Origin of the sequence: Mariniflexile jejuense, from assembly GCF_042675665.1 — a bacterium.
GTDB classification, from domain to species: Bacteria; Bacteroidota; Bacteroidia; order Flavobacteriales; family Flavobacteriaceae; genus Mariniflexile; species Mariniflexile jejuense.
The window spans coordinates 161,597-182,830 of sequence record NZ_JBHTJI010000042.1 but is presented as its reverse complement, the minus strand read 5'-3'; the positions used below and the strand labels follow the sequence as shown (position 1 = coordinate 182,830).

General features: G+C 29.7%; 11 protein-coding genes. 9 read left to right on the top strand and 2 right to left on the bottom strand.

What is annotated here, in order from left to right; genetic code table 11:
* Positions 1-7: 7 nt before the first annotated feature.
* Together ACFQ1R_RS13830 and ACFQ1R_RS13825 are read right to left on the bottom strand one after the other, a co-directional pair.
* The gene (locus ACFQ1R_RS13830) at positions 8-3,979 is read right to left on the bottom strand and encodes a hybrid sensor histidine kinase/response regulator transcription factor (RefSeq protein WP_379926869.1); all 3,972 of its coding nucleotides are present in this window, start codon (positions 3,977-3,979) and stop codon (positions 8-10) included.
* 267 nt (positions 3,980-4,246) lie between these two features.
* Complete coding sequence (locus ACFQ1R_RS13825; RefSeq protein ID WP_379926868.1) at positions 4,247-4,975, bottom strand: T9SS type A sorting domain-containing protein; 729 nt, start codon at positions 4,973-4,975, stop codon at positions 4,247-4,249.
* A gap of 421 nt (positions 4,976-5,396) precedes the next feature.
* On the opposite strand from ACFQ1R_RS13825, the gene ACFQ1R_RS13820 reads away from it, so the two are divergent.
* From ACFQ1R_RS13820 to ACFQ1R_RS13780, 9 genes are all read left to right on the top strand, one after another.
* A complete protein-coding gene (locus ACFQ1R_RS13820; protein WP_379926867.1) occupies positions 5,397-6,710 on the top strand; it encodes a sugar MFS transporter in 1,314 nt (437 codons plus the stop codon).
* Between the two features lie 33 nt (positions 6,711-6,743).
* Positions 6,744-8,672: a glucosamine-6-phosphate deaminase gene (gene nagB / locus ACFQ1R_RS13815; RefSeq protein WP_379926866.1), complete on the top strand. Its 1,929-nt coding sequence runs from the start codon at positions 6,744-6,746 to the stop codon at positions 8,670-8,672.
* A gap of 35 nt (positions 8,673-8,707) precedes the next feature.
* Positions 8,708-9,034, top strand: a complete 327-nt coding sequence (locus ACFQ1R_RS13810) for a hypothetical protein (RefSeq protein WP_379926865.1) — start codon at positions 8,708-8,710, stop codon at positions 9,032-9,034.
* 161 nt (positions 9,035-9,195) lie between these two features.
* On the top strand, positions 9,196-10,230 hold the full coding sequence (locus ACFQ1R_RS13805) for a family 20 glycosylhydrolase (RefSeq protein ID WP_379926864.1): 1,035 nt from the start codon (positions 9,196-9,198) through the stop codon (positions 10,228-10,230).
* Between the two features lie 200 nt (positions 10,231-10,430).
* Complete coding sequence (locus ACFQ1R_RS13800) at positions 10,431-12,377, top strand: beta-N-acetylhexosaminidase (protein ID WP_379926863.1); 1,947 nt, start codon at positions 10,431-10,433, stop codon at positions 12,375-12,377.
* Positions 12,378-12,427: 50 nt separating this feature from the next.
* On the top strand, positions 12,428-14,443 hold the full coding sequence (locus ACFQ1R_RS13795; protein ID WP_379926862.1) for a glycosyl hydrolase family 18 protein: 2,016 nt from the start codon (positions 12,428-12,430) through the stop codon (positions 14,441-14,443).
* A 154-nt stretch (positions 14,444-14,597) separates the two neighbouring features.
* Positions 14,598-16,052: a glycosyl hydrolase family 18 protein gene (locus ACFQ1R_RS13790; RefSeq protein ID WP_379926861.1), complete on the top strand. Its 1,455-nt coding sequence runs from the start codon at positions 14,598-14,600 to the stop codon at positions 16,050-16,052.
* A gap of 57 nt (positions 16,053-16,109) precedes the next feature.
* The gene (locus ACFQ1R_RS13785; RefSeq protein ID WP_379926860.1) at positions 16,110-19,340 is read left to right on the top strand and encodes a SusC/RagA family TonB-linked outer membrane protein; all 3,231 of its coding nucleotides are present in this window, start codon (positions 16,110-16,112) and stop codon (positions 19,338-19,340) included.
* 19 nt (positions 19,341-19,359) lie between these two features.
* Positions 19,360-20,979: a RagB/SusD family nutrient uptake outer membrane protein gene (locus tag ACFQ1R_RS13780; protein ID WP_379926859.1), complete on the top strand. Its 1,620-nt coding sequence runs from the start codon at positions 19,360-19,362 to the stop codon at positions 20,977-20,979.
* The last annotated feature ends 255 nt before the right edge of the window (positions 20,980-21,234 follow it).

Genomic DNA, 21,234 nt, shown 5'->3' with positions numbered 1-21,234 from the left:
ACATAATTTAAATTTCATTTAAATTGCTTTTCTCATCTCTATATTTGGATGGTGTAGTACCAAACCTCTTTTTAAAACTAGTGCTAAAATATTTGGCGTTTTGAAAACCAACTAGTAATGATATATCAACTATTGGCTTGTTGGTATATATAAGCATTTGAGAAGCTTTATTAAGCCTTATGGTTAATATTAAGTTATTAATGCTCATATTGGTTATTTTAGACATTTTGCTGTAAATAAGAGATTTACTCATACCTAATTCTTTTGAGAATGTAGTAATATTAAAGTCTATGTCGTCAATATGTTTTTCAATAATGGCTAAGGTTTGTTCATAGAATTTTTCGTCTGAAGTATTGATAGTTTCAGAATCTATAGTGATGTCTAAATTATCAACCATTTTGTCTTTTAGTCTAATTCTTCTTTGTAAAAGATTATTTATTCTAGATTTTAAAACATCTAAAGAGAAAGGTTTTTCAAGATACGCATCGGCTCCAGTTTCATAACCTTCAACTTTTTCTTCATTACGAGTTTTTGCTGTTAATAGAATTACAGGTACATCACATGTTTTTACGTTCTCTTTTAGTTTTTTACAAAATTCAAAACCATTCATTATTGGCATTGCAATATCTGAAACTACTAAATGTATTTTTTGATTTTTTATAATATCTAAAGCTTCTAATCCATTTTCTGCGGTTATTACTATGTATGTTTTAGAAAGGTTTGTGTATAAATAATCTCTTAAAGTAGTTTCGTCTTCTACTACAAGTATTGTTTTGTTTTTTAGCTTAACATCCAGTATTTCGTTATGTTCCAATAATTTGCTTTCTGAAAGAACATATTCCGTTTTATTATTCAGTTCAACTAAATCACTTTTTTTAAAATGACTATTTCCTAATTGAAAAATAACTTCAAAGGTGCTTCCTTTTCCAAAAACGCTATCTACTTTAATACTTCCTTTGTGTGCTTTAACAAATTCATGGGTTAAGGCTAAACCGATGCCAGATCCTCCAATATGGTTTTTAGATTGATAAAAACGTTCAAAAATATGAGGAATATCTTCTTTTAAAATTCCTTGCCCAAAATCTTGAACAATAATGCTTACATGCTTATCTTTTAAATCTATTTTTAAAAGAATTTTGTTGTTTTTATTACTGTACTTAAATGCATTAGATAAAAGGTTATAAAAAATGGTTTCTACCATGTATTTGTCAAACCATAAAAGCAAGGATTTTTGGTTGCTAATGAATTCAAGTTCAATATGTTTGCTCATCGAAAAATCACTAAAGCTTCCTGTCAATTCTTTAAGAAAGCTAATAATGTCTTCTTGTACAATTTGTATATCTGGTTCTTTAAATTGAGTTTTTCTAAAATCAACCCCCCTATTAATCAACCTATTAATTCTTAAAGCGTTTTTTTGAATTAAAGATAAATTGTTTTTAATATTTAAGTTCGTAGTTTCTTTTATTATTGATTCAACAGGACTAATTATTAAGCTTAAAGGTGTGCGAATTTCGTGAGACAAATTGGTGAAAAACTCTAATTGTTTCTCGTCTAATTCATTTTGTTCTTTTAATGTCTTTTTTTCAAATTCAAAATCTCTTTTTAGGCGTTCTTTATTTAAAATAGTTTTATTGATTATAAAGATTATAAAAATTATAAAGCTAATAACCAATATTTTAAACCAAATTGTTTGCCACCAAGCAGGTAAGACTTTAAGTGTTATTGATGAATACGATTCGTCCCATAAACCAGACAGACTAGAAGCTTTTACTTTTAAAGTATAAGTGCCTGGAGATAAATTCATATATGTTAAAGACCGTTCTTTAGTAATACTCCACTCATTATTATATCCTTCAAGTTTGTATGAGAATTTTATATTTTTTGCATATTTTAAATTGAATGCTGTAAAATTTATAGTAACAACTTTATCTTTACGATTTAGGGTAATTAATTTAGTCTGTTCTAAAGGTTCTGTTATAATTTTATCCTCATTAGGAGTAAGTTTTTTATGATTTATAAATAATTTTGTAAATATTACTTTATTTATTTTTGTTTTAGTTTTTATACTGTCTGGATGAAAGACTAAAAGCCCTTTTTCACCACCAAAAACTAAACGGCCATCATTTAATTTTAGTGATTTTAAAGACTTAAAAGAATTATCAATAAACCCATCTTTATAAGTGTAATTTGTAAAATTTTTAGTTTCTATGTCAAATTTTGAAATGCCTTGTCCTGTACCTAGCCACAAGTTTTTAGAATTGTATGCAAATAAAGAATTTATAGTTTCATTATTTAGACCAGATTCCGTTCCATAAAAAATTGTTTTATTTGTTTTAATATCAATTAAAGCGAGACCATTATTTGTTGCTAACCAATATTTATCACCTTTATATTTCCAAATACTGTAAACTTTTTTTGTTAGGTTTGATATTATCTCAAATTTATTATTTGAGTATTTGTATAGGCCAGAAGCGTTACCAAAAATAGAAGCATCTTTTGAAATGGGTTTGAATGACAAAGCACGAATATTATTCTGTGTGAAATTGTAATCTGGCTTTATTAATAAAGCATTATTTAATTTGTTAAATCTAACAACCTTATTGCCACCAATATAAAATGAATTATCGTCTTTTTCAATAAATGTAATTCGAGTGTCTAAATTTAATTCCTGATTTATGTAGTTCTGATTTATTAACTTGTTTTCTGTAATGTTAAAGGTACTTACACCATTATTATAAGTCCCTAGAATTAATATATTTGAAGCTATTTGGTTGATGCAAGATATTATTTTTATAGATTCGTCATAAATTACTTGTTTCAATATATTGTCTTCAAATTTGTATAACCCTTTACCATCAGAACCTACCCAAACTCTATTTTTTGAATCTAAAAAAATAGAAGTTACTGGTATGTCGAACTTTTGATTTTTTTCTGTAGATGTTACCTTGTATGTGCTAAAGGGGTTGTCATCATCAAGTTGGCTAACACCATTTTTAACTGTTCCTAGCCATAACGATGAGTTATGGTCTATATAGGCTGAATAAATAAAGTTGGACGCTAAAGAATGATTATTATTTAAGTCATTAACAATATATCTAAACTTTTTTGTAGTAGTGTTGTAAATATTTATTCCACCACCATCTGTAAATAGCCAATACTCATTATTGGGCATTATTTTAAAATCTAGAATAAAATTGCTGGTTAAACTCTCACCATTTTTTATATCACCCTCAACAAATCTTTCTGTTAGTACACCATTTTTAACAACAAATACACCAAATAAACTAAAAATCCAAAACTCTGATTTACTTATCGGATATATCTTTATAATATGAGTAGAATTGGGGATTATATCATGAGCTAAATAACTTAGTTTTTTTGTTTTTAAGTTTAATAAATAGAAACCATCATCTTCAAAATGTATAACTAAATTATTTTTATCATATTTAAATACATTTATATGGTTTTCAAATGGTTTTCTATTTTTTTTTAAGGTTAATAAATTTAAACTATCTATAGGTTCTAAATTAGAATTGAAAATGTTAACTATATTATTTTTTGAAAGTACCCATATTTCATTATTTTCAGTTTCAATAATTCCTTTGTACGTAATATCATCAATTAAAGTTACATTTTTAAATTTTTCTGTTTTATAGTTGAAAACATCAACACTATTAGTTGTGCAAATAAGTAGTTTTCCTTTAGAGGTTTGTAATATGTCGACAACGTAATTGTTTGTTAAAGAACTTTTGTCAGCTCTATTATTACGGTACAAATCCATATTTATACCATCATATCTATTTAAGCCATTGTCAGATCCAAACCACATATAACCGTAAGAATCTTGATATATTACTCTAACAAAGTTACTTGCAAGCCCATCTTCTCTTGTTAAATTAATAAAATGTTCGTTTTGGCTAACCGAAAAAAAAGGTGTTAAAAATAAGATGCTTAATATCAGAGGAAGCACATGTTTCATAAGTTTTACTTAAAAGGCAAAGTATTAAACATTAGTAATTTAATTAAAAACAACCACTTAGCAAATATAATTATTTATGAATGGATGGTTGGTTTAAATCATATTTAGTAGTAAAGCATTTGCTTAAGTCTAATTTTTTATATTTTTCTTAAAATTAAAAATTCTTCCAAATATATTTTTAGTAAATATTTAGAAGAATTTTAAAGATGCTATTAAGTTGATTCTTTCAGACTATATATATTATTCTTTTTGATTTAAAATAAATATTTAGTCTTTTAAAAATTTAGAAGTAGAGACTCCAGTTTCAGTAGTAATTTGGACTAAATATATACCTTTTGATAAATTTTCAACATTAATATGATTAGAATTTATGTTGCTAGCAACTTTCTTTCCTAACAAATTATATAATTCTAATTTTATTATATCATTATTAACGGTTTTAATATTTAAAACATTTTTTACTGGGTTTGGGTATAATGAACTCTTATAGTGTTCAATATCTTGAACAGCCAAAGTTGCACTATTACTAAAAATTATATAATCGTAAATTATAGTTCCGGCAGTACTTAAATTATTATTTGCTGAATTCTTTGGGAAAAACTTGAAAGGTGTAACAGCACCAGTCCAATTTGCATGCGTAATTTCTGCTGAGTAAGTTTTATAATCGGTATCATTAGTTGATATATCTAATGTAGCAACGATTGTACCTGATGAACCTGCGGTAAGTGCTAATTTATCATTAGATCCTGCGGAATTTTTAATTCTTATATGTAAATATTTGTATGTGTTTGCATCAACATTTTTAACAAGTTGTGCCATTCTAGCATAAGATGAAGTTGTGCTTGTGAAAGTAACATACCCAGTTGGACTTGCGGATACAGTGCCACCTTCTCCAACAAACGATTCCTCGCTTGTGTCAAAACTATAAATGTGTTGTTCTTGGGCTAAGCTTACAAGAGAGATTGACAAAAACAGGACAAAAGTAATTTTTTTCATGGTTTAAGTTTTAAAGGATTAATATTTTCCTCAATATTATAAAATTGAACTACTTTCTGAGTTTGATAAATTCCGAAAAAGGTTTGTTTTTGTACAGATCTATTTTATTTAAATATACTGTTGTTTGTGTGCTATTCTATTTCTATAGGCTTAATTATTCAAGTAAAAGTCGGTTAATCTTGCTTTTAAAGAAGTAATTAATTTAAAAGTGAATCCTTTAATTAATCAAAAAGAACAAACACAAACCTTTTTAAGAGAAAACAAAACCTTAAAACTTATAAAAGAACTTTTTTTTGTAAAGAATTTAATATTCAACAAAACTTAATAGCTGTGAATGTATCTAAGTATTTTAATTTTTAACTCACAAAAATTATTTTTTATATAAAGTATCCAATAACTAAAAACTTATACCATAAATTAAATGGCACAATCGAATAAAAATACAATAGCAATATTAATAATAGCAGGTTTATTTTTCATTTTTGGATTTGTAACTTGGATTAATGGAGCCTTAATACCTTTTATGAAAACCATAAATGAGTTAACCGATGCTCAATCGTATTTAGTTGCTTCAGCTTCCTATATTTCTTTTGTAGTGATGGCATTACCAGCGTCTTATTTACTAAATAAAATTGGTTATAAAAGAGGTATGTCTTTAGGCTTAATAATCATGGCAATGGGTGCTTTAGTATTTATACCAGCAGCTGAGGCTAGAACTTATTGGGTGTTTTTAACAGGCATATTCATTCAGGGCATAGGAATGACACTGTTACAAACGGCATCTAATCCATATATAACAATATTAGGTCCTATAGAAAGCGGTGCAAAACGTATTGCAATTATGGGTATAGCAAATAAAACAGCTGGGGCATTAGGTTCTTTAATTTTTGGAGCGATATTATTATCGGGTATTGATGAAGTAAAAGAACAATTAGTTTCAGCTACTTTAAAAGAGAAAGAAGTTCTTTTAGATACAATGGCTAATAGCGTGTTTGTGCCTTATTTAGTTATGGCAATTGTATTATTTATTTTAGGAATATTAATAAGAAAAGCACCCTTACCACATGTTGAGGTAGATGAACTAGAAGAAGTAGAAACAGGTGAAACTGCTAAAACAAATGTTTTTCAGTTTCCTCATTTATGGTTTGGTATTTTAGCATTGTTTGTATATGTAGGTGCCGAAGTAATAGCTGGAGATACTATTATTTCTTACGGTATATCACTAGGTTTTTCGTCAGCTGATGCTAAATTTTTTACCACATTTACTTTAATGGCTATGGTTGCAACTTATACTTTAGGTGTTTTTTTAATTCCTAAGTATATAGACCAAAGAACAGCTTTAATAACTAGTTCTTTCTTAGGTATAGTTTTTAGTTTAAGTATTTTATTTACTCAAGGGTTTACGTCTGTTTTGTTTGTTGCAGCTCTAGGAATTGCAAATGCTTTAGTGTGGCCTGCAATTTGGCCATTAACTTTAGACGGTTTAGGTAAGTTTACAAAAACGGGATCTGCTTTATTAGTTATGGCTATTTCGGGAGGAGCCATCGTTCCTCCTCTTTATGGTAAAATTGTTGATGCTAAAAAGTGCGATTTAATTAATAGAGGGCTACAAAATACAGACGCTATCTCTTTAGCAGCTACGAGTAGCTACTGGATTTTAATTCCTTGTTATTCTATTGTTTTATTTTTTGCTATTAAAGGATATAAATATAAAAGTTGGAAGGGTATTCAATAATTAAAATAATTACAGAAAATAATAATCAAAAATATGTTAAAAAGCAGTATAGATAAAGCGACAGGATTCGAAAAAAGATTTGAAAATATAGGGACTGTAGTTTACGAAAATTCAACTGTTGCATCAAAAGCAGTTGCAAAAGAAATTGCAGATCTTATTAGAGTTACACAAGCACAAAAGAAAGCGTGTATATTAGGTTTAGCGACAGGTTCAACACCAAAAGGTTTATACGCAGAATTAGTGCGCTTACATAAAGAAGAAGGGTTGAGTTTTAAAAACGTCATATCCTTTAATTTAGATGAATATTATCCAATGGAACCTAACTCTATTAATAGTTATGTCCGTTTTATGAAAGAACAATTGTTTAATCATGTGGATATATTGCCAGAAAACTATAATGTACCTGATGGTACTTTATCTAAGGAAGAAATAGCTGATTATTGTGATAGCTATGAGGCGAAAATTGAAGCGTTAGGTGGTTTTGATTTACAGATTTTAGGCATAGGAGGTAATGGGCACATTGGATTCAATGAATCTGGATCGCTTCAAAATTCAAAGACACGTTTAGTTGCCTTAGATCATATTACACGAGTAGCTGCAAGCAGCGACTTTTCTGGTCTAGAAAATACTCCAAGAACTGCTATCACATTAGGTGTTAAAAAAATAATGGAAGCCAAAAGAGTAATACTCATGGCTTGGGGTGAAGGTAAATCTAATATTATTAAAGCTTCAACGGAGGGAGAAGTAACTAGTCGTGTGCCAGCATCATATTTGCAAGAACATAATAACGCAACGTTTGTATTGGATAAAGAGGCGGCATCAAAATTAACCAGAATTAATTCACCATGGTTAGTTGAAAAAATAGTTTGGACTGATAAGCTAATTAGAAAAGCTGTTTTGAATTTAGCTCTTAATTTAAAGAAACCTATTTTAATGCTTACGGACGCAGATTACATTGAAAACGGAATGAGCGATTTACTGGCAGATTCAGGTCCTGCATATGATATTAATATTAAAATATTTAATAAACTACAAAATACAATTACAGGTTGGCCTGGTGGTAAGCCTAATTCGGATGATACTAAACGACCAGAGCGTGCCGAACCAACAAAGAAAAGGGTGCTTATTTTTAGTCCACATCCCGACGATGATATTATTAGTATGGGAGGAACTTTTAAGAGACTACAAGAACAAGGGCATGAAGTTCATGTGGGCTATCAAACATCAGGTAATATTGCTGTTGCTGATGATGAAGCTCTTCGTTTTGCAAGTTTTGTGTGTGATTATAATGATAAATTTGGTATAGAAAATAGAGAGTCATTTACCATATATAAGCGCGCTGAAGAATTTTTAAAAAATAAAAAAACTAGCGAAGTAGATACTGAAGACGTTAGGGACATAAAAGGGTTAATAAGAAAAGGAGAAGCACGTTCTACATGTTACTATATTGGTATTCCAAAAGAACAAATTCATTTTATGGAATTACCATTTTATGAAACAGGAGCTATAGAAAAAAAGGCATTGGGAACAGACGATATCCAGTTAACAATCGATTTAATAGAAAAAATTAAACCACATCAAATATATGCGGCTGGTGACTTAGCCGATCCTCATGGTACGCACAAAGTATGCTTAGATGTTGTTTTTGCAGCAGTAAGGGAACTGAAAACTAAAAAATTCATGAAGGATTGCTGGTTATGGTTGTACAGAGGAGCATGGCAAGAATGGGGAATTGACGAAATTGAAATGGCAGTACCTATGGGGCCAGATCAAGTATTGGAAAAACGAAAAGGGATTTTTAAACATCAATCTCAAAAGGATGGTGTGGTGTTTCAGGGTGCCGATAGTAGGGAGTTTTGGCAGCGTGCCGAGGATAGAAACAAAGAAACAGCAGACTTATATGATGCATTAGGTTTGTCTCATTATGCAGCTATGGAAGCTTTTGTTAAATGGGAATTCTAATTTGTATATAAACTAAAGTTTAATGAAATTTTAAGATGCTTACTATAGATAAAACAACTAATACTAAATCAACTTGCTATAAGCTTGATAAAATCACTGAAGTTAAGAGTATATTGGTTTGTAACAAGTTTGTTAATTGGGTTATTGGCGAATTTGATTTATACCTTAAGAATGAGTCGGAAGAATTAAAAGTATATTTTCCTAATGGTTGGTTTTGTGTTAGAAGTTTTATAAAAGGGGATCAGTTTTATTTTGTTGAAATAAAAATTGAAGGAAAATCAAAAATAGCATGTGAAATTTTAATGATTAGACTAATACGCATTTTAGATCAAGTTGTTAATCTATCTACTAAAAAAAATTAACAATCCAAAAATAAAAAGAACAATAACAAACCTATTTTAGAACATACTAAACTAATCATTTTACAACAACTCCTTTTTTTGTTAAAAATAATTAATTCAATTTATTTATGGATGAAGTTTTAAAGCCTAGAAATAGGCATGCTATTATCTTTCTTTTTTTTATGCTGAACATATCATTATGTTTAGCCCAAATTATTGAAGAAGAACTGCCGGTAAGAGGTTTTACTATTAGCGCTCCAAGACCATCTGAACTTGGAAAATTTACAGATTTTGTTGAAAAATACTTGTCAAAAACAAACGTGAACACATTGTTTTTAATGGTAAACTATAAGTATCAATTTGAGAGCCATCCAGAATTAGCAGAAACATCATCTTTATCTCAAAATGATGTAAAAAAAATAGTTACAACTTGTAAAAATTATGGTATTACAATAGTTCCGCTTATAAATTTATTAGGACATCAATCTTGGAAACAGGATAATATAAAATCTTTGTTAAAAGTATATCCACAGTTTGAGGAAAATCCAGGTGATAAATTACAAGACAAAGATTTTTACTGCCGCAGTTATTGTCCACTACATCCAGAGGTTCACGCTATTGTTTTTGATCTAGTAGATGAATTGATTAAGGTTTTTGAAGCAAAAGCAATTCATGTGGGTATGGACGAGGTTTTTGTGTTGGGTGAGGATAGTTGCAGTAGATGTAAAGGAAAAAATAAAGCAAAACTTTTTGCAGACGAAGTAACAAAAATTTACAATCATCTAGAATCAAAAGGTGTAAATATGTACATGTGGGGAGATCGTCTTTTAGACGGCAAAACTACCGGATTAGGGAAGTGGAGTGCTTCTCATAATGATACCCATCCTGCAATAGACTTAATATCTAAAAATATAATTATTTGCGATTGGCAATATAAAACAGCACCACCAACTCCTGCATATTTTGCAATGAAAGGATTTAAGGTAATAAGTTGCTCTTTTGAAGTTCCCGAAGTAGCAATTCAACAATTAGATAATGTATTAAGTTTAAGAAAACTTAATAAAGTAATTATAAAAAATAGGTTGCTAGGTGTTATGCATACCTATTGGAGCACTTTCGATTCTTTTATTGATTGTTACGAAAATTCAAATTGTAATTCAGAAACTATAAAAGGAGCTGTTGAAACATTTAAAACAATGTATGAAAATGATAAATAATTTACAATGATGTTGTTTATTATTAGTGTCATTATAGCTAATTTATAAATTAAGTTGCTATTAATAAAGATGTAATCATCAAAGTTATTTAAAAGATTTATTTACAGAAAATAATCTAATTACAGCTCAAAGTTAGATTAGAAATGCTTCTAAAAATAAAACTGTTCAAATTCCATAAATTTTAAAAAGTAAGAATTAATATGAAAAAATATCACGTTAGTATAGTGTTTTTAATAGTTAGCATTTTTAATATAAATGCTTCTAATAATCAAGAATTAAAAAAATATTTAGTTCCCATACCAAAAAGTGTAACAGTTTTAGAAACATCTTTTAAGCCTAATAGCGGTAGAATAATTGCCTATGGAATAGCAACAAATTTGGGTGTAAGGTTTAGTGCCAATAATCTACAAAAAATATTGAAAGAAAAAGGTATGTATTTTTCTATAGCAGGAAATGTAGCTGTTGGAGAAACTCCAGAAATCGAGTTAATAATTGACTCTAAAAAGCAAACAAACTCTCAAGGCTATTCATTAGTAATCAATGAGAATAAAATAACACTTACAGCTAACAATGAAGCAGGTTTGTATTATGGCGTGCTTACTTTGGGGCAAATTGCTCAATATGCCTACGATTTTGGAACGTTTCCTCAAGTTATAATAAATGATTATCCAGATTTTAAAAGGCGAGGTGTTACAATAGATATTAGTAGAACCAAGGTGCCAACTATGGCAACATTATATCAATATATTGATATGTTTGCTTCATGGAAAATTAATGAAATTCAGTTATATACAGAGCATACTTTTCAATATCAAAACCATAAAAAGGTTTGGCAAGATGCTAGTGCATTATCTTCTAACGACATTATAGATTTAGATAAATATTGTAGCGATAGGTTTATAGATTTAGTGCCTAATCAAAACGGTTTTGGACATATGGAACGTTGGTTAGAACATAAAGAATATTGGCATCTTGCAGAAAATGAAACAATTTCAGATCCTACACATCATATTTTAGGTATTAGACGAACTATATCTGCTGTAGATAAGAGTTCTGTTGATTTTGTTGACAATTTGTATAGCGAGTTACTTTCAAATTTTTCAAGTGAAAATGTAAACATTGGTGGCGATGAACCCTATGAGCTAGGTACAGGAAAATCTAAAAAAGAAGTTTCGGAAAAAGGAAAAGGGCAAGTATATTTAGATTTTTTATTAAAGCTAAATAGTATTATTGAAAAAAATGGTAAAAAAGCCCAATTTTGGGGAGATATCATTTTAGAACATCCTGAATTAATTAAAGACTTACCCAAAAATATTACTTGTATGATTTGGGGTTATAAATGGGATCATCCATTTAACAAAGAAGCTGCTAAGTTTAAAGAAGCAAAAATACCATTCTATGTATGCCCTGGTACTTCGTCATGGCGCTCTATAGTTGGTAGAACAGAAAACGCAATAAAAAATCAAATAAATGCAGCCGAAAACGGAATTAAATATGGTGCTATAGGATATTTGAACACAGATTGGGGAGATGATGGACATCCGCAACCATTAATTACTGGTTATGCACCTTATGTATATGGTGCTGCTGTTTCATGGTCGTTAGAAAATAATAGAGATTTGGATATTAATTGGGTTTTAAACAAATATATTTATAAAGATCCTGCTGAAAAAACGGCGCAAGTTATTTTCGATATGGGAAATACCAATCAGATATTAGATAATTCAGATATCAATAACTATTCTTTTTATTCATTGCTTTATTACATAAATAAACCTTTAAAAGAAAATAGACAAACAGCTAAATTAAATAGTAAAGACTTGAATGAGGCAATAAATGTTTTAAACAAAATTATCGAAAGAGTTGAAACCTGCAAAGCGACAGCCAATGATGCAGAGATTGTATACAGAGAAATTATAAATGCTTCCAAGTTAGCAATTCATTCTTGTAATTTAGGCATTGCCAAATTAAAAGCTAAAGAAGGTAGTATAGAAAAAGTTGATGCAGATACAAAATATAAATTATTAGTAGAGATAGATGCAATTATAGCTGAATATAAAGAAGTTTGGATACTGAGAAACCAAATTGGTGGCTTAACGGATAGTCTAGAGCAATTATTAAAAGTTAGAACTGCATATTTGAATTAATCCTTCACCAATATATTTTACTAGCTTATTAATTAAAAACTATTTTAATTATGGTAAATCAATCAATTTATTTTTTTTTTAAAAATCAATTTTTATTAATTCATTTCTTGTTTTTTTGCATTACTTCTTTTTTACAAGTAGCAGCACAACAAGATTATTACTTAGATTTTGCGGCGAACAATAAAGCAATATCTAATGCGGCAGTTATTGAATTAAATAATACTGATAAATTTACTCTTGAAGCTGAAGTATTTCTAGATTCTCAAACTAATTTAACTAATGTTTTAAGCAAAATTTATGATACTAATAATCGCGTTGCTTTGCAAATAAGTAATGGTGTTATTTATGGAATAGTATGTAATGGGGCAAATGCATATCGTCGTACTTCTAGTGCGGTTTTAACTACAGGTTTGTGGTATCATATTGCAATGGTTTATAATGGAACTTTGTCTACTAACTCAGATAGAATTAAATTATTTATAAATGGTGTAGAAGAAACTAATTTAATAACTTCAGGAACCTTACCTAGTTTTACATCAAATGATGCAAATTTTACTTCAAAACCATATATGGTTGGAGGCACATATTTTGATGGACATCTTGATGATGTAAGGGTTTGGAACACAGCACTTAGTGCTAATACGATTAATATCTGGAAAAGTTTACATATTGGTTCAAATCACCCCAATTATGCAAACCTCAAATTATATTGGGATTTTGATAACATCAGTAATTCTAGTATTGTAAGCGCAGTAAATGGAACTTTATATGCAGGAACAATAGAAGCAGCTACTTACGGAGGGCCAACAGTACACGAACATGTAGTAGGTGGTTATTTGCCATCGTATAGGTTGACTAGTTTTGCTTTAAAAAATCCTTCATTAACTATGGAACATCTTACTCATTTATATTATTTTTCAATAAGTACAGATGTTTCTGGTAATTTAGGAGCGGTTGATTCTAATGGTAATTTTACACCTTTAGCTAATTACTTACCAAGTGTTCAATCAAATTTGAACACAATTAAAAGTTGGATAGACACTAAGAAAACAAAATTGATTTTAGTTTTTGGTGGATGGGTTTCATCCGATTACATAGATGAAGTTGCAGCTAGCCCAACAGCAAGAAATAACGTAGCTCAAAATTTAGTGGACTTTTGTATAAATAATCAATTAGATGGGATTGATATTGATTGGGAAAATTATCATGGAGAAGTTAATGATGTCAATTATGTTAATCTTGTTTCGGCTATAAAATCTAAAATATTAGCTTCAAGCAATACAAATTTAGAGTTGTCTGTAACTATTCTTCCAGAGCATGATAAACCTAACGATCCTATAGGGCTTAATGGGCTTTTTGGAAACATAGATTTTTTGCAGATAATGTCTTATGGTAAATCTAGAATATCACAAGGAACACAAATACCTATGTCAAAGGTTCAAGAGTATTACACACGATGGACAAATGCTGGATTACCAAGTTCAAAACTCGTTTTGGGCTTGCCTGATTATGCAAAAACATTAGTAGATGATAGTACATTGTTTTATAGTGATGTTGTGGCTCAAAACCCTAATCTAGATACTAATTTAGACGCCGTCGTATCTAATGGAAAAACATATTATTTTAATGGTGTAAATACAATTAAAGAAAAAGCTCAATACGTATTAGATAATAATTTAAAAGGTGTTATGTTTTGGGAACTATATCAAGATACTGATATTACTAACTCTATGTCTTTATTAAATGCAGCTACAAGTATTATACCAGTAAATGTTACTTCAACATCGTTAAGTAATAATAATTTCGAAATGGACAATGAACTTAAAGTTTACCCTAATCCATCTACAAATATTTTTAATGTTTCATTCTACAGTAATAATCCAAAATTTACTAAAATAATGGTTTATGATATTAATAGTAGATTGGTTTGGGAAAACATAAGTTCTTTAAAAACAGGCTTAAATAATATAGCTCTAGATTTAAAGAAACTAAATACAGGTTTTTATATTTTAAGAATTATTGATGGGAATAAATCGTCAACAAAAAAACTTATAAAAAATGAATAAATTATAAACTTTGTATTATGTGGATTTTTGTTTAATAATTTGTAAATGAGGTTTTTAGATAATATCAAACCTATTAAGGAAGATATTGGATTTAAAAAAAGATAATTTATTCGAGTTTTACGTTAAACAAACTTTAACAAAATTTTATTTTATTATGAAAAATCAACTACAAGCTTTTTTAACAAAAAAACAAAAACTGTTTTTATTTATTTTTTTCATTGGAACCCTAACCAATATTTCGGCACAAAAAGTGGTTGGCGGTTATTTGCCTACTTATTCTATAAATAACTTAACTAATGCACAATTAAGAGATAAAATGGCACATTTAACTCATTTATATTTTTTCTCTGTAACTTCAAGTTATAATGGACAAATAGGAACTGCTAAAACAGTAAATGGTAGTGCTACTTTTACCTATATTCAAAATGATCCAGACTTTTTTACTAAGTTAGATAGAGTTAAAAACGTAAAAGCTTGGAATGGTTTAGATACAAAAGTAATTTTAGTAGTTGGCGGCGAACTTTCGTCTTATTATTTACATAGTATGATTAAAAACACAACCAATGAAGCAACATATGCTGCAAATTTAGTTCAATTTTGCCACGCTAATGGCTTTGATGGTATTGATGTAGATTGGGAAGATTACACTACAAGTTCAGGCACACAACTTAAATATACAGGTGCAGAGTATACCAATTTACTTCAAAAAATAAAAAGTGAAATTACAGCTCAAGCATCATCAAACGGAGGTAAAGTTTTAAGTTTATCTGCAACCCTTGTCCCAGAACGTTATGATCGTACAGGTATTTCGGGTATTTTTCAATATATAGATTATCTTCAAATTATGTCTTACGGAGGAGGATCTAGAATAGGTAATGATACACAAGTGCCAATTTCCAAACTTGATCAATATTATACGGGATGGATTACTAACCTTAGTCTTCCAGCTAATAAATATGTTATTGGTTTGCCTGTTTATGCAAAAACTCTAAATACTGAGTTTACACAAAAAGTGTTGTCTACATCATATAAAAACCTAATTGATAGCAACCCTACAATTGTTAATAGTAAACCAGATAGAGCTGTTGTGAGTTCTTTTACAAGTGGAGGTATGCCTTACAGTAATGTGCCTTTTTACTTTAACTGCGTAAATACCATTAAAACCAAAGGACAATATGTGTTAGATAATAACTTAAAAGGGGTTATGTTTTGGGAAATAACCCAAGATTTTGATTATACTAATAGCAATTCTTTAATTAGAGCAATGAATGAAAAAATATCAGTTTATGGTGGTTCTAGCTCTAAAACAACTGGTGGTAAGGGTACATTAAGTACCGATGAAATTATTAAAGACACACAAAATCATTTTACGGTTTTTCCCAATCCATCCTCAGAGGTATTTAATGTTTCATTTTACTCGAATAATCCTGAATCAACTAAAATAATGGTTTATGATATTAATAGTCGTTTGGTTTGGGAGAATACTAAGCCTTTATTGCTTGGGGATAATAATTTAGAAGTAAATTTTAAGACACTAAATAAAGGGTTTTATGTTTTGAAAATTATTGATGGTAATCAAACATTAACAAGAAAACTTGTTAAAAATTAAACAAAAATGATTAATTCATTGTTTACAAACTAAAAATAACTAAAGAAACAACACTTCATGAAAATAAAAACAAATAAAAATATTAATCATTATCGAAACTTTTTAGCTCTAACGGTTATGCTATTTACATTATTTGCTAATGCTCATAATACAAAAATAGATTTAGTACAAAGCACTATAACGGGAATTGTAACAGATGTTGCAGGGCAACCATTACCAGGTGTAAGTGTTGTAATACTTGGAACCAAAAAAGGAGTGTCAACAGATTTTGATGGTAAATATGTTATTAAAGCTTCAAAAAATGAAGTATTAATGTTTACATATTTAGGAATGGCTAATAAAACAGTATTGGTTGGAGAGCAAACAACTATTAATGTCGTTCTTCAAGAAGCTACAAGCTCACTAGAAGAAGTAACAGTTATTGGTTATGGGACAGTTAAAAAAAATGATCTTACTGGTTCTGTTTCGGCAATTAAACCCAATGAAAATGAGGCACTAAGAAGTGGCTCTATTAATAACTTATTACAAGGTAAGGTAGCTGGTTTGGATGTTACAAGTACAACTGGAACTCCAGGTGCAGCTTTAAGTGTAAGAATTCGAGGGACAAACTCGCTAAGGTCTGATAATGAACCATTATATGTGGTTGATGGTATTATAATGAATACATCAACCGAGGATGCATCAAATCCATTTGCAAACACAATAAACGATTTTCAAGCTCAACAAAATGGGTTGTCAGGAATTAATCCAAGTGATATTGCTAATATTCAGGTTCTTAAAGACGCATCTGCAACTGCAATTTATGGTTCTAGAGGTGCTAATGGTGTTATTATAATAACTACTAAGAGTGGAAAAGAAGGTAAAGCAACTATAAAGGCAAGTACATCAACAACAGCTTCTATTATGAGTAGAAGCATAAAACTTTTAGATGCAAATGGTTATGCGAGTATGAGAAATGATGATGCTATTTTGGACGGTACTAGTATTCGTTATGGTTTTTATGGTAACAATATATATAAAATTAGAAATATTCCAGCTAACGATTTGTATTTTAGAGATGTTTCAAGTGCAGTTTTAAATCCGTCGGTTATTAATACCTATAACCTTACACCTACAGAACAAATAAATTGGTTAGAAGAGATGACAACCATGGCTATTAGTACTGTACATAGAGTTTCTGTAAGTGGAGGTACAGGAGGGGTTTATTATTATTTTGCAACAGGTATTAATAATGAAAATGGTATAATACCAAACTCAAGTATTAAATCTGGCGACCTTCGTAGTAATTTGAGTGTTAAGGTAAATAAAAACATCACATTAAGATCAACGTTGTATACCACATACAATTCTAATGACATGAATTTATCTACAGATGGCACAGGTAATCGAGGTTTAATGAATGCAATACTTAATGCGTCTCCTCTCAATGATGATATTTTTGCAGAAGATGGAGAGCCATTATCTAGTCCTTACCTTTGGGCTTCAGATTATTACGATAATTCAAAAGAATCTAGAACTGTAGCTTCGGTTGGAGCAGATATTAAATTTACAGATTTTTTAACATACCAATTAAAAGTTAATGCCAACACTAGAAATAAAGAAAGAGTTAGGTATTATACTAATAATATTGGTTTAGGTGCATCTTATAACGGTTATTTGGGTGAATCAAATTTAACTTCTAGAAACTACTCTACAGAAAACTTGCTACAATTCAAAAAGAATTTCTCAAAAGCACATTCGCTTAATGGAACCTTAGGTTTTACAACCGATCAATATCGAACAGTTACTAAATCTATTTATGGAAGCAATTTTTCAGACCTTATTTTAGGTGAAAAAGGATTAAATTTTGCTCAAAGTATAGTTTATAATAATCCAAACGAATATCCTAAAAACTATGTTTCTGCATTTGTAAGAGCCAATTATGCTTTACTGGATAAATATTTAGTTACTTACACGTTCAGACGTGATGGTGTGAGTGTTTTTAGTGGAGACAAAAAATGGGATAATTTTCATTCCTTAGCATTAGCATGGAAATTAGAAAAAGAAAAGTTTATTAAAAGCCTTGGATTTATTAGTCAGCTTAAATTGCGTGCAGGTTGGGGGCAAACGGGTAATTCTAGTATTGCACCTTTTCAAACACTTAACCTTTATAATATAACTCAAGGAGCAGATTATAGTGGTAATACAATAACAGGTCTTGTATCAACAGGAATACCTAACACTAATCTGGTTTGGGAAGAAACTGTACAAAGTAATACAGGATTAGACTGGTCTATTCTTAAAGGTAAATTTAGTGGAGCAATAGATGCCTATTTAAAAACTACTGAGCGCTTATTATTAAACAAACCAATACCAGCATCAAATGGATTTACATCTACAACAGTTAACGTAGGTGAAATTGAAAATAAAGGACTAGAATTTACTGTTGATGCCAATATTTATAGCAAAAACAACTTTACTTGGTCTATTGGTGCAAATATAGGATTTAATAAAAATAAGATTATAGATTTAGGAACTGAAGATACTTTTGGTGATGGTAGAACTCATTTTTTTGGAAGTGGTTTAGGAACAGGTGTTTATACAGATCCTGTAAATATATTTCTTGAGAATGAGTCTATTGGAATGTTTTGGGGTTTAAAAACGGATGGTCTATACCGTACTGCTGATGACTTAATCGATGCACCTATATACAGAGGTGTTGCACCTCAACTAGGAGATGTTCGTTTTATTGATAAAGATGGTGATGGACAAATTGGAACTTCAGATAAGCAAATTATAGGAAACCCAAACCCAGATTACACCTATGGCTTTAATACAGAAGTAAGTTTTAAAAACATATCGTTACGCTTAGTTTTTACAGGGAAACAGGGTAATAACATTTTCAACGCAAAGTTGGGACAAAATGGATATAATGATAGACGAGGACAATATAACGTATATTCAGACTCTTGGTATGATAGATGGACACCAAATAATATAGATAGTAAATTTCCAAGACAAGGTTTTTCGTTGCTAGATTCAGCTGATATTTTGGTTGAAGACGGTAGTTTTTTAAGACTTGCAACAGCAACAATTAATTATAATCTCCCAACCGATTTAATGAAAGATTTGGGAATTAAAGATGCAAGTATATATCTTACAGGAAATAATCTTCTGCTATTAACAAAGTACAGAGGCTTTGATCCAGAAGTGAATTCATTTGCCTACGATGGTACAAGAATTGGGATAGATTGGTCGAGTTCACCAAGACCAATATCGTTTACAATAGGTCTTAATGTTTCTTTTTAATAATTAATAATTCAAAAAAATGAAAAATTCAATATTAAGTTTAGTAAAGCCCTTAGAAATAAGAGCATTTTTATTGGTTTTAATTACGGGTATAGCATTGTTTTCTTGTGAAGAAACATTAGAAGAAGAGCCAGAATATGCGGTTGACGCTGCTAAAATATTTTCAACAGAAGAAAGGGCTGAATTAGCTTTAAAAGGAGCACTGTTTCAAATTGAAAATGGGTTTTGGGCTAATCAAGGTACACATCAGTTAATAGCTGCTTCGGGTACATTTTTATATAGGTCAACATCGTCAGGTGGTTATATAGCAGAATATAATAACAATATTTTTAAAGATAATCAACCATGGTCATCATCCATTTGGAATGATATTTATAGTTCAATATATTCATTAAATGTAATAACAAACTATTTTGAAACTAACAAACCGGATTTTGATAAACTGTCAGATGGTTATAAAAAGGTTTTAGGCTCTGCCTATTTTTTAAGAGCTTACCAATATTTTAAATTAGTAAGATTTTGGGGAAAAGTTCCAATGCCTTTACAGCCAGCAATTGGCATTACACATACGCCACTTTCTACAGAAGTTGAGGTTTATTTACAAATAATTAAAGATTTTGAACAAGCTAAAACATTACTTCCTGCAGGTAGTGGTGTGCCACAAAATTTTCAAGGACCAATTAAAACAGCAGCCGATGCTTTTCTTGCCAAAGTTTATGCCACCCAAGCAGGATGGTATAATATGCCAGAACTATGGGTAAAAGCAAAAACTCATGCAGATTTAGTTATAGCCTCAAACAATTATATGTTGGAAGATGATATAGCAAAATTACACTCAACCGCTGGTAGAAACTCAAGAGAAGCTATTTTTGAATTGCAAGCAAATTATGTTGTGAATTTAAATAATCTTTCCCAAGCTTATAACCCGCTTGATTATGAGTATGACGGATCATTTGGAGGATTTATTAAAGTTCAGCCTTGGATGTGGACACAGCAAATGGGTGATAATTTATATAGCGATTACACAAAAAATGCTACAACTGGGAAAATTACTGCTGTTAGAGAACACGACCCTCGTGTTGATATTACCTATATAGATTCATCCTTTACAAGAGTTAATTCCACACCTGTTACAGTTTATCCAAGAAGCAAAACTACAAGTGGTGCTTATCTTTATGTTGCCAAATATTTGGATTTTAATAGAACTAGTAATGCTAGTATGTGTAATTGGAAAGTGCTTAGGTATGCAGATATACTTTTATTAAGAGCAGAAATTGAAAATGAAATTAATGGACCAGCAAATGCTTATCAATATGTAAATCAAGTTTTGGATAGAGCAAGAAGAAATGGAAAAGGAACATACCCACTAAGTTGGAATCTTACTAATGTTCCAACAAAAGAAAGTTTTAGAAAGAAAATTGCTTGGGAGCGTATGTACGAATTAATAGGTGAAGGGCATGAATTTTATGAATCTAGACGACGTGGAAAAGATTTTCTTGTAAATGAATTTATTTCGGTTCATAATAACTTTAATGACCCAGTTTTAGCACCATTGATTAGAACAAAAGCTACAGATGATGGAATAATGCACTTAGTAATTCCATTATCAGAATCGGCAAACAATAATGCTATTGATTAAATTTTGTAAAATAAAGTTGTAAGTAATTTTATAAAAGTCTCATCTCCCAATATAAATTAGCAAAAAGATAATCTAATGCTATTTTAATTAGATTATCTTTTTTACTGTAAATTCTTAATATTAAAAAAATCATGAATTATTACCTTTTTTTGAGTTTTAAATAATTAACTCAAAACCTATAATATAATTCAAAATTAATTTGTAGTAACATTTAAAGTTAAAGCAAAGATTAATTAAAAAAATAATTTAACACTA

Coding starts and splice junctions, on each gene's coding strand:
- ACFQ1R_RS13830 (WP_379926869.1), bottom strand. CDS start 3,979: ATGAAACATGTGCTTCCTCTGATATTAAGCATCTTATTTTTAACACCT.
- ACFQ1R_RS13825 (WP_379926868.1), bottom strand. CDS start 4,975: ATGAAAAAAATTACTTTTGTCCTGTTTTTGTCAATCTCTCTTGTAAGC.
- ACFQ1R_RS13820 (WP_379926867.1), top strand. CDS start 5,397: ATGGCACAATCGAATAAAAATACAATAGCAATATTAATAATAGCAGGT.
- nagB (WP_379926866.1), top strand. CDS start 6,744: ATGTTAAAAAGCAGTATAGATAAAGCGACAGGATTCGAAAAAAGATTT.
- ACFQ1R_RS13810 (WP_379926865.1), top strand. CDS start 8,708: ATGCTTACTATAGATAAAACAACTAATACTAAATCAACTTGCTATAAG.
- ACFQ1R_RS13805 (WP_379926864.1), top strand. CDS start 9,196: ATGCTGAACATATCATTATGTTTAGCCCAAATTATTGAAGAAGAACTG.
- ACFQ1R_RS13800 (WP_379926863.1), top strand. CDS start 10,431: ATGAAAAAATATCACGTTAGTATAGTGTTTTTAATAGTTAGCATTTTT.
- ACFQ1R_RS13795 (WP_379926862.1), top strand. CDS start 12,428: ATGGTAAATCAATCAATTTATTTTTTTTTTAAAAATCAATTTTTATTA.
- ACFQ1R_RS13790 (WP_379926861.1), top strand. CDS start 14,598: ATGAAAAATCAACTACAAGCTTTTTTAACAAAAAAACAAAAACTGTTT.
- ACFQ1R_RS13785 (WP_379926860.1), top strand. CDS start 16,110: ATGAAAATAAAAACAAATAAAAATATTAATCATTATCGAAACTTTTTA.
- ACFQ1R_RS13780 (WP_379926859.1), top strand. CDS start 19,360: ATGAAAAATTCAATATTAAGTTTAGTAAAGCCCTTAGAAATAAGAGCA.